Source organism: Kaistella haifensis DSM 19056 (genome assembly GCF_000735695.2).
GTDB classification, from domain to species: domain Bacteria; phylum Bacteroidota; class Bacteroidia; order Flavobacteriales; family Weeksellaceae; genus Kaistella; species Kaistella haifensis.
This window is the reverse complement of record NZ_JASZ02000003.1, coordinates 139918-150878: the sequence shown is the minus strand read 5'-3', so window position 1 is coordinate 150878 and position 10961 is coordinate 139918. Positions and strand designations below refer to the sequence as shown.

Annotated in this window: 8 protein-coding genes; 4 read left to right on the top strand and 4 right to left on the bottom strand. The window is 37.1% G+C overall.

What is annotated here, in order from left to right; genetic code table 11:
- Nucleotides 1-712: IS5 family transposase (locus AP75_RS03165; protein WP_088263574.1), on the bottom strand; the 712-nt coding region annotated here is incomplete at its 3' end.
- Nucleotides 713-969: 257 nt separating this feature from the next.
- On the opposite strand from AP75_RS03165, the gene AP75_RS03160 reads away from it, so the two are divergent.
- Nucleotides 970-1668 carry an ABC transporter ATP-binding protein gene (locus AP75_RS03160; RefSeq protein ID WP_088263573.1) on the top strand — a complete coding sequence of 233 codons (699 nt, stop codon included), beginning with the start codon at nt 970-972 and terminating at the stop codon, nt 1666-1668.
- 54 nt (nt 1669-1722) lie between these two features.
- Here the strand turns inward: AP75_RS03160 and AP75_RS03155 are convergent, their stop codons facing one another.
- The gene (locus tag AP75_RS03155; protein WP_031502305.1) at nt 1723-2109 is read right to left on the bottom strand and encodes a hypothetical protein; all 387 of its coding nucleotides are present in this window, start codon (nt 2107-2109) and stop codon (nt 1723-1725) included.
- A 32-nt stretch (nt 2110-2141) separates the two neighbouring features.
- Here AP75_RS03155 and AP75_RS03150 point away from each other — a divergent pair, with 32 nt between their 5' ends.
- On the top strand, nt 2142-2747 hold the full coding sequence (locus AP75_RS03150) for an NUDIX hydrolase (RefSeq protein WP_031502302.1): 606 nt from the start codon (nt 2142-2144) through the stop codon (nt 2745-2747).
- On the opposite strand, the gene AP75_RS03145 is transcribed toward AP75_RS03150, so the two are convergent.
- Together AP75_RS03145 and gldJ are read right to left on the bottom strand one after the other, a co-directional pair.
- On the bottom strand, nt 2744-4018 hold the full coding sequence (locus AP75_RS03145) for a UDP-N-acetylmuramoyl-tripeptide--D-alanyl-D-alanine ligase (protein WP_031502301.1): 1275 nt from the start codon (nt 4016-4018) through the stop codon (nt 2744-2746). The genes AP75_RS03150 and AP75_RS03145 overlap by 4 nt on opposite strands.
- Before the next feature lie 61 nt (nt 4019-4079).
- A complete protein-coding gene (gene gldJ / locus AP75_RS03140) occupies nt 4080-5687 on the bottom strand; it encodes a gliding motility lipoprotein GldJ (protein ID WP_088263572.1) in 1608 nt (535 codons plus the stop codon).
- 164 nt (nt 5688-5851) lie between these two features.
- Here gldJ and porU point away from each other — a divergent pair, with 164 nt between their 5' ends.
- Both porU and porV read left to right on the top strand, forming a co-directional pair.
- Nucleotides 5852-9757 (top strand): type IX secretion system sortase PorU, encoded by a 3906-nt coding sequence (gene porU, locus AP75_RS03135; RefSeq protein WP_088263571.1) that lies wholly within the window; start codon nt 5852-5854, stop codon nt 9755-9757.
- 29 nt (nt 9758-9786) lie between these two features.
- Nucleotides 9787-10908: a type IX secretion system outer membrane channel protein PorV gene (porV, locus tag AP75_RS03130; protein ID WP_031502155.1), complete on the top strand. Its 1122-nt coding sequence runs from the start codon at nt 9787-9789 to the stop codon at nt 10906-10908.
- The last annotated feature ends 53 nt before the right edge of the window (nt 10909-10961 follow it).

The following is a 10961-nucleotide window of genomic DNA, read 5'->3' as shown; positions in this document are numbered from 1 at the left end:
AATTTTCCATTAGTAATTCGTAATTCCTGCATAATCTCCTGTCGTTATCAAACCAGGAAAATGTCCGTTCAATAATCCATCTTTTAGAAAAGGGCTTAAAATCTGTTTTCTTTTCATCATTTCTCATCACCACATTGATTAGATAAGCAAACTTATTTTTCACCTGTTCTATGATTTCTCCTCTGTAACCTCCATCAGCAAGAATAATCTTCACAGGACTTAAGAAATATGCCAAAGTTCTCATGAGAAAATCAACAGCTTTACTGTCATGAACATTGGCTACAGTAACCATTATTGCTAATAAAAATCCGTTTTTATCAACCACTACATGTCTTTTAATTCCTTTTACTTTTTTATTCCCGTCAAAACCATTTAATGAGCGGTTGTTTCCCCATCTTACACTCTGACTGTCCATTATGCCTAAACTCGGTTCTCTTTTTTGATTTCTTTTCAACCTGACTTTTTCCCGTAATTTCGAAAGAAGCAGATCAAAATCCTCTGCATTTGCCCATTTGCTGTAATAGTAATAGACCAATTCCCATTTCGGAAAATCATTGGGTAACATCCTCCATTGGCAACCGGTTTTCACCAAATACATTATGGCGTTCCAAATGGTTCTTAAACCATATTTTCGCTTTCTGTCATTGAGGTTCAAAGTCTTTTTTATAAATTGCCACTGATTGTCAGAAATGTTTGTCGAGTAATTTTTCACTGTAATTTAATTGATTAGTAACCAACAAGTTACGGAAAATAAACAACATAAACAACTGACAATCAGTTTTTTATAAGATTATTTTATAAAATAAACGCCGTACGAATTTTTCTAATTTAATTTTTAAACAGGCTCTTAAAATAAATCCTATCATTTTTTAAGTTGAATTAAAAACAATTGTTTTAGAATTTGCTGCTCAATAAAATTCCTCAATTGCTCATCATTGCTTAAATTTGCATCAAACAGAAATACAATTCATGTCACTTCAAATCATTCATTTAAATAAAAAATTCGGGGAACAAGTTGCTTTAAACGACATCAATCTCGAAATTGGAAACAGCGAAATCATTGGGCTTTTGGGACCTAATGGCGCAGGAAAATCAACGTTGATGAAATCAATTGTTGGTGTTCTAAAAATTGATGAAGGAAAGATTTTGTTCAACGGCAACGACGTAACCGAAAACGAAATCGCAACGAAGAAAAACATGGGTTTCCTGCCGGAAAACAATCCGCTTTATCCGGAAATGTATGTAAAAGAGTACTTGAATTTCGTGGCAGACATCCATCAAATTGCTAAAGAAAGAGTCGATGAAGTCATCGAATTGGTAGGAATTACTCCCGAAAAATCCAAGAAAATATCGCAACTTTCCAAAGGTTACAAACAAAGAGTTGGTCTTGCGCAGGCGATTTTGCACTCACCGGATTTGCTTATTCTCGACGAACCAACCAACGGTTTAGATCCCAACCAAATTATTGAAATCCGCAATGTGATAAAGGAAATCGGACGGCAAAAAACCGTCATTCTTTCGACGCACATTATGCAGGAAGTAGAAGCACTTTGCTCGCGAGTGATACTTATTCATCAAGGAAATATTATTCAAGATTCTCAGATTGAAGAATTCAAAGGAAAATACGGAAGTTTAGAAGAAGCTTTTGCTAATTACACCCATTCATAAAAAAAGCCCTGAAAATAATACTTTCAGGGCTTTTTTTATTATTAAAATATTCTTTTACAACTTTTCGATATTATCGGTAAGCGTGTTGATGAAATTCTGAAGTGGTTTTTCTACCATCATTTTAATAAACGGATTGAATTTTCCTTCGAATAATAACTGAACTTCAGTTTGGTTCTCGTTTACTGCGTTCATCGTGCCTTTCAACAAGAAATCTAAACTAGAACTTGCGGAAGAAAGCAAAACTTGGTTTTCGGTAACTTCGTCGATTTTCAGAGCAATTTCCGGCATTCCTTTCAAGCCGAATTTGAACCCGTTGTCTCTTACTTCGAAATTTTGAAGCGATTCCGGCATCAGATTTTTATAATCTTCAGGATTTTTAAGCATCCCTACCAAATCGTTCACGGATTTATTTACAATAATTTTGCGTCCTTCTAAATTCATTTTTATATTTTTGTGTGATTAAATGGATGCAAATGTATAAAGTTTTTGTGAATGAAAAAAAATTAACGCTTAGTAAATATCCTGAAGATATAGAAAAGAAATTGCGTTTCGAAGGTTTTGCGACCTTGGAAATCGCGATTGATCTTCTGGAAAACACTTCTTGCCCGGAACTGAACGTTTATGGTGAAAATATTGAAGAAATTTGGGAAGATTTTACCCATATGTTCAAAGTAGTAGAAGCTGCAGGAGGCGTTGTAAGCAATAAAAATGGCGAAATTTTGTTCATTCACCGCATCGGAAAATGGGATTTGCCAAAAGGAAAAATTGAAAAAGGTGAATCTTTGGAACAAGCCGCATTGCGCGAAGTAGAAGAAGAAACCGGATTATCGGAACTTATTTTGGAGGAATTTCTCAACAATACTTTTCATATTTACACTGAAAGAAATGGCCTGAAAATCCTGAAAACTACTTATTGGTTCAAAATGAAATATGTAGGAAATGAAACGCCGAAACCGCAAATTGAAGAGGGAATTTCCGAAGTTTCTTGGAAAGGTAAAGACGCGATTGTTCAACAAGTTTTACCGATGACTTTCCAAAACATCAAATTAATTTTGAATGATTATTGGAATCTTCATTAATGAATAAATTCCAGAATTTTTTCCAAAGCAATTCCTCGCGATGCCTTTAGTAGAACATTTTTGGATTGAATATCATTCGATTCCAGATATTTTGATAATTCCTGAGTATCGTTAAAAGATTGGGAAATCGAATTGGCTTTTTTGAAGTGTTTCCCAACCGTGATAATTTCATCGAAATTAAAAGATTCCGCAAACGACATCATTGCCTGATGTTCCTTATCCGATTCTTCGCCCAATTCCAGCATATCGCCGATGATAATGGTTTTACTTCCATTGAAAGTACTGAAGTTTTTCAGTGATTCCACCATCGAACTTGGATTGGCATTGTAAGTATCCAGCACGAAAGTTTTTCCTTTTTTCTCTAAAACCTGAGAACGCATATTGGTTGGCGTATAATTTTCAATAGCGGTTTTTATCTGTTCAAAATTCAAACCGAAATGGAAGCCCAAACTCGCTGCAGCACACAAGTTGGTAAAATTATAATTTCCGGTAAGTTTCGATTGTGCTTTTTGATTTTGAAAACTTAAACCAACAAAATTTTCATTGGAAAATTCTTCGAATTGATAATCGGAATTGGCTTTTCCGAAAGTAATTTTCGGGGAATAATTTTCGGTTTTTTCGACTTGAATTGGATCATTTTCATTCACCAAAATAGTTTGAGAATGATTTTTTAAATAATCATATAATTCAGACTTTCCTTTGATCACTCCTTCGAAACTGCCGAAACCTTCGAGATGTGCTTTCCCGAAATTGGTGATGTACCCGAAATTGGGTTGTGCAATTTGACAAAGCAATTGGATTTCTTTCTGATGATTGGCTCCCATTTCTACCACTGCAATTTCATGTTCGGGCTTAATGGAAAGTAATGTTAGCGGAACTCCGATATGATTATTAAGGTTCCCAAAAGTATATTGTACATTGAATTTCTGAGACAAAACAGCATGAATGATTTCTTTGGTTGTTGTTTTCCCGTTACTTCCGGTCAATGCGATGATTGGGATATTTAATTGGTTCCGGTGATGAATTGCCAATTCTTGTAAAAACTCCAAAGTAGAAGGAACAAAAAAGATATTTCTTGCTGTATTTTCAAACGCTTGATCTTCTACGATTACTGCTAAAGCTCCTTCATCAGCTGCTTTTTCAGCTAAAGTAGCTGCGTTGAAATTTTCTCCGGAAAAAGCAAAGAAAATATCATTGGATTCTATTTTTCTACTATCGATGGTTACTTTTCCTGCTTGCAAAAAAAGCGGATAAAAAGAAGCTGCATTCATTTTTCAAAAATAAAAAATCCTTCTGCAAAAACAGAAGGATTTAGAAAATATTTTATACTAATTATCTTTTGGTTCTACCTTTTCCGGAAGATTTAGCATCTTGTGCTACACGGAAACCAACCCATCCGAAAGCTTTAGCCTCATCACGGAATCTTCTTTGTCCTGGATCTAACCAGTAGGCTCCGTCTAACCAAGAACCACCTTTAATAACTCTTACTTCATTGGTAACTCTAGTTGTTCTCGATACTGGGTCTTTTTGTAATACTACTCTACCACGCTCATCAACAATAAATCTTTTCTGTTTGGAGTTGTACATATTGTATCCAGCAGTAGTACTATCTTCTCCTCTTCCGTAACCTGCATCTAATGAAGACTGGAAATCACCATCTCTAAAATTTCTGTTGTCAGCAACAACTTCTCTTTCATATTGTCCAGGTAATCCTTTGTAAATTAATCTTCCGTCCGCTAAAGTATCAAATGCAGGAGCTTCAATTTTCTTATAAGTTCCATCAGCATTTCTCACAACTTCTTGAGCAACATTTCCTCTGTAATAATTGAAATCGCTAGCTTCTTGATCGATAATTGGACGATAGACATCTGCAGTCCATTCAGCAACGTTACCGAACATTCCGTAGATTCCTAAGTTATTGGAAGGATATTGTTTCACGTCTGAAGTAGTTGGTGAACCATCATTTTTCCATCCTGCAACACCGGAGTAATCTCCTCTACCTTGTTTGAAGTTTTCAAGATACATCCCACGATTTCTACCTTTTTTGCCTTTCAGCTCTTCAATAACTGGTTTTTTGTTGAGATACAAATTGTATTCTCTATCTTTTTGTAAACCAAGTGCAGCAAATTCCCATTCAACTTCTGTCGGGAGACGGAATTTTTCAACTACACCTGCTGTAGCATTTCTGTTAGCGGCAAGAATTCTTTGGTTACTGGTTTTAATACCAGATTTCTGCTGAAGTCTTTGTTTATTGATATACGCTTCTATTTCCGGATCATTCGCTTTGAATTTATCTAAACTGAAAGCTCCTGCACCTTGGTTATTAGCATCATTAGCATAAAAATCTTTAGCAATTACACCTTGCTCCATTAAAGCTTTTTCATTCGCTCTATCGGATAACCAGTCGCAATATCTAGAAGCTTGTAACCAAGAAACCCCTACCACTGGATAATAATCGAATTCCGGTCTGCGGAAATAAGTTTCAGCAAAGTCGTTTCTAGAAAGTTCGTTATTCCAAACGGTGGTATCAGGAAGAGCACCTTTATAAATTTCTTTGAAACTTGGATCAGATGGAGGGAATACGAATTTCAACCAAGTTACATACTCGCGGTATTCGTAGTTGGTAATTTCGGTTTCTCCGATGAAAAATGAGCTTACCTGCATTCTTGTTGGGGTGTTATTCCAATCGTGCATTACGTCGTCTTTCACTAATCCCATAGTAAAAGTACCGCCTTCCACGTAAACCATTCCTGGCCATCCTTTTTGTTTTTGTTGTTTTCCGGTGAAGAACCAACCTTTTTGGTCATTGGGTTTCCATCCGGTTTTACTGGTAAAACGCTTGGTTCCGCCACCTTTCTTGCTATTACCACCTCCGCCACAACTCGTAAGAATAAGAGTAGAACTGAACGCTAGTAATGTAAACAACTTAAGTTTATTCATAGTTGGCATATAGATATTTTCGTTGTACAAAGAAAAAAGAAATTATCTTATAAATCAAATTTCTAATTAGATTTTTTTGGAAAACGTTAACAAATTAATTTTATTGTTCCATATTATAATTTATTATTTTTCGTTTAATTTGTATTCCTGAAATTTCACACCCAATGAAAAGTATTTTTACTTTCGTTTTTATTATTTTTTTGATTTGTTTAACGACAGCACAATCTGTTAAGATCCAATGGCAGGACTCCAAAACCATCGATTACGGAAGCTATCAATTGACCATTCCCTACTTTGAAAGCGAAGGTTTTTCTTATGAAGACGGTACCGTTTATTATCACACCTCCGGGAAATATTCCGGGAAAAATCAAACGGTGACCAATATGGTTTGGGAAAAAGTTTTGCAAAAAGATCTTTTTGAACTGAGTTTATACAACATTCCTTCTAATGAAAGAGCCGAAATCAGCAATTACACCAATCCTTACACCCAAGAAATTACTTCGGATATAAAAGTTGCTGCTTTGAAATCTGAAAAAGGAAATATTTACCGATTGACTTCTTTTTCAATTACAAACAGTACCAAATCTACCCAAACCAGTCCAATATTATCCGGAAAAATTGGCACTACCGAAAACCCGCTGAAAACCGGTAATTTCTATAAAATAAAAGTAGATAAATCGGGGATTTTCAAAATCACAGCTCAGTTTCTGCGAGATAATGGCATCAACCCTTCCAGCATTAATCCAAAAAATTTCAGAATTTACGGAAATGGCGGAGTGATGTTACCGGAACACAACCAGGATTCCCGATATTCCGCTTTGCAAGAGAATGCAATTCAGGTGGTTGGTGAAGAAGATGGCACTTGGAATGATGGAGATTATGCGCTTTTTTATGCTCAAGGTCCTCACGGTTATAATTTATTTAAAGTTTCCGATTTGCCCAATGGTAACGGAAACCGAAGAATTGAAACCCGTACAGACAGGCCTCTTAATTATGTGAATCTTTATGAGGATTACTCCTATTATTTCATCAATTTCGATTTAGGTACTGGGAAGAGAATTGCGGAAGTTGATCAAGCAGTGAATTCTAATGTGATTTCTCGCTATGACGATTATCAATTCATTAATGAAGAAAAATTCAATTTAATGAAAATCGGAAGAATTTGGACAGGCGATGCAATTATCGATAGTAAGACACTCACTTTCACTACAAAATCTCCGATGCAAAGCTCGGACGTGATTCGATACCGCTCAAGAGTAGTCGCTTACCAATCTGCGGGAAATAAAATTACTACCACAATCAACAACCAAAACTCCTATACTTCATCGATTTTAGCAACCGAGAAAAAAGAAGCAATCCCATTGGTGTACGATGGAATTATCACCAATTTACAAGGCAATCAGCTTACTTTCAACTTCGCCCCGAATATCGCTGCCAATCCAAATGGGAAATTTTATTTCGATTATGCCGAAGTTCAATATAAAGAAGATTTAAAATTCAACAATTCCCAAATGAATTTCCGCAGCTACGACATCAAGGAGGGAAGTTCAGATTTGTACACTTTCAACATTTCCGATGCATCAGCGGTCGAACAAGTTTGGGACGTTTCTGACATTACCACTGCTACCAAAAAAGTAAACAAATCCAGCAGCAGTGCTACATTCAACTTTGGATATCTTGCCAATAGCAACCAATTTGTGAACGAATTTGTAGCTTTTAAAAACAGCGATGCTTATACGCCTTCGTTTGTCGGAAGAATTGAAAACCAAGATCTATCTAGTTTGCAGAACATTGAATATTTGATGATTACTTCCACCGAAATGATGGGACAGGCGCAAAGATTAGCCAATTATTATCAAGACAAATATAGCGTGGCAGTAGTAGATGTAAATAAAATTTATAACGAATTCAGCAGTGGCAGCAAAGATATTACCGCCATCAGAGATTTCGCCACCAAACTCAATACACCAACAGGAAAACTGAAATATCTTTTCATTTTAGGCGATACTTCCTATGATTTCCGCGGAAGAAACCACCCCGGATCCGATATTGTTCCATCGTACCAAAGTGAAGAAAGTGGGGACTATTCGAACTCCTTCGTTACCGACGATTATTTTACTATGACCTCGCCCCGACCAGTTACATCTACACTTTTATCTTCTCGACTACCCGATTTTCCGGTTGGTAGATTACCCGCTGCAAATCTTGCAGAAGCAAAATTACTGATCGACAAAGCTTTAGCATACAACAATGCACTTCCTGGCCAGCCAACTCCATTTGGCGAATGGAGAATGAAACTCGATTTCGTGGTTGATGATGATGCGGATAACCAATTTCCTTTCCACAATACCATGAATGCTTCCTTGGTAAATGTTTTCGAAACGGGGAATGTAAGAAAAGAATATAATGTCAGAAAACTGTACTTAGATGCCTTCACTGCGCAAACTTCTGCCGGTGGACAAAGATATCCTCAGGTAAACCAAGCCATTGTAAATGCTGTTGGAAACAGCCTCTATTTGTTCTATTTCGGACATGGAGGAATCAACGGATGGGCTCAGGAAAGAGTTTTAACTATAGATGAAATTCAGAATTTCAATAATTACAATAATGTTTACGCAAGATTCCCGCTGGTTTCTACCATCACCTGCGAATTCACGCTTTGGGACGATCCTGCTACTTCTTCCGCGGGAGAACAGGTGATGAAATCGAAACAAGGTGGTGCTTCTATGATGCTTACTTCCAGCCGAGCGATTGGCGTAGGTTATGGTGAAGAATTTACCACGATTTTCACCCGACATCTTTTTAATTTGACAAATGACGATTTCACCAGCTTGGGTGATGCTTTCTTGAAGGCTAAAATTGAAAAAAAAACCCATTCCGACCACCTAAAAGTAAATTTATTGGGCGATCCGGCGACCAAAATGAGCCGCCCGAAAAGATTATTAACCATCGACGAAATTGAATCTCCTGATTCCCTACAGCTCCGTGCACTGGATTTCGTAAAGGTAAAAGGTCATATCATCAAGGCCGACAGTACATTAGATACCTCATTCAACGGCCGTGTGGTGATTAATATCTTCGATAAAAGACTTAACAAAAAAACGCTCAATAATGACGGAGTTCCAAAAATGAATCCTGTCCTCAATTACACCGAAGAAGGAGGATCGATTGTAAAATCTTCCGGTAAGGCGGTTAACGGTGTTTTCACTGTAGAATTTTATGTTCCGAAAGACATTAATTATGAATTAGGTGAAGGTAGAATTTTAGCCTACGCAGATAATAAAGTTTTTGATGTTTTCAATAATCAGGTTCAAAAAATAGGCGGAATCAATCCTGTTCCAATTAATGATACCGAGGCGCCGAAAGTTCAGCTTTATATGAACAATAAAAATTTTGCAGATGGTGGAATTACCGACCAAAACCCAATGCTTTTGGCTTGTGTAACCGATGATAAGGGAATAAACTCTACAGGTTCAGGAATTGGACACGACATCACCGTGGTTCTGGACGGACAAATCATCAATACCGTAGCGCTCAACGATTTCTATTTTTCAGGCGACGGAAACGGATGTACCAATCCTTCCTTATCCGATTATCAGAAAGGGAATGTGAGCTACCCATTCAGAAATCTATCGCCGGGACCGCACCAACTTACCTTTAAAGTTTGGGACATCAACAATAAATCAACGACCGAAACGTTAAACTTTATAGTTAAGGATGAAACCAACCAAAATTTAATTGTTAATAAACTCTTAAATTGGCCAAATCCTTTTACCAACAAGACCTACGTGCAGTTCGAACATAATTGCGATGATATTTTAGATGTGAATGTGCAGATTTATACCATCACCGGAAAATTGGTAAAAACAATCAGCAATTCTGTTACTGCAGAGCCGTTCTATCAAGGTTTCCGAACCCCAAGAACCGCGATCGAATGGGACGGCAAAGATGATTTCGGAGACGCAGTAGGAAAAGGAACTTACATCTTTAAAATCTTTGCAAAAAGCCAAAACCAGGACAAATGCAAAGGCAGCGCTACGGCAGTGGAAAAAATGGTCATTTTAAAATAAAAAAAATATAAACGAAAAAAAACTACTTTATGAAATTGACTAAAAAATTATTTTTAGGACTAAGTTTAGGCGTGAGCGTTGCTGCTTACTCGCAAATTCAGCCGGTTCTTACCGGTGCTCCTTTTTTGAGGATTTCCCCGGATGCAAGAGCCGGAGGAATGGGTGATCAGGGAGTTGCTACTACCACCGATGCTTTTTCTCAGTTCTGGAATGCGGCGAAATATCCTTTCAGCAAAACCACTTCTGCAATTGGGGTTAACTATACACCTTATATGAGTAAACTGACCAATGATGTTTTCTTACTTTACGGAGCTTATCATCAATTTTTGGGAGATGAAGAAAGAGCGACCATTTCTGCAAGTATTTATTATTTCAACATGGGAGCGGTAGATCTTACTAAATTGGTTGGAACTGAAGTGGTACAAGAAGGTACTGCAAAACCTAACGAATTTTCCATCGATGTTGCGTACGGCTTGAAACTTACTGATACTTATTCCATGGCGGTTACCGGTCGATTCATCCGTTCTGATTTGTCCGGCGGGTTCAACTCTGATAACACTTTGAAACCAGCAAACTCTTTTGCAGTAGATGTTTCAGGATATTTTCAATCCGAAAGACACACGAGTATTAATGATTTCGAAGGTCGTGCAAGAGCTGGTTTTGCAATTCAAAATTTAGGTCCAAGACTCGATTATACGGGTGATGATGAATCTAGATCTTATCTTCCTACCACTGCAAGATTGGGTGCGGGTTACGATTTGTTCATTGATGATTTAAACCGTGTTGGAATAAACTTCGAAGCTTCCAAATTATTGGTTGCCGGGCCTGATAATTCCGGAAATATTCCGAATGTAGGTGTAATCGAAGGAATCGGAAAATCATTCAACAACCCGCAAAGCGTTATGTTCAGTGGTGCGGTTGAATATGAATACGATAATGCTTTTGCTTTAAGAGGAGGTTATTTCCACGAAAGTGAGCAGCAAGGTGCAAGACAGTACGCTACCGTAGGGGTTGGCTTGAAATACCAATCTTTCGGATTAGATATGTCTTACCTCATCAATACTTCCAAAGTAAATTCAGCCTTGGACAATACTTTAAGATTCGGGCTTACCTGGAACATTGGCGAAGATTCCTCGAACGCCGATTATTAATTTTATTTAATAAAAAAATACAGAAAGCCTCAAGAAATTGAAGCTTTCTTTTT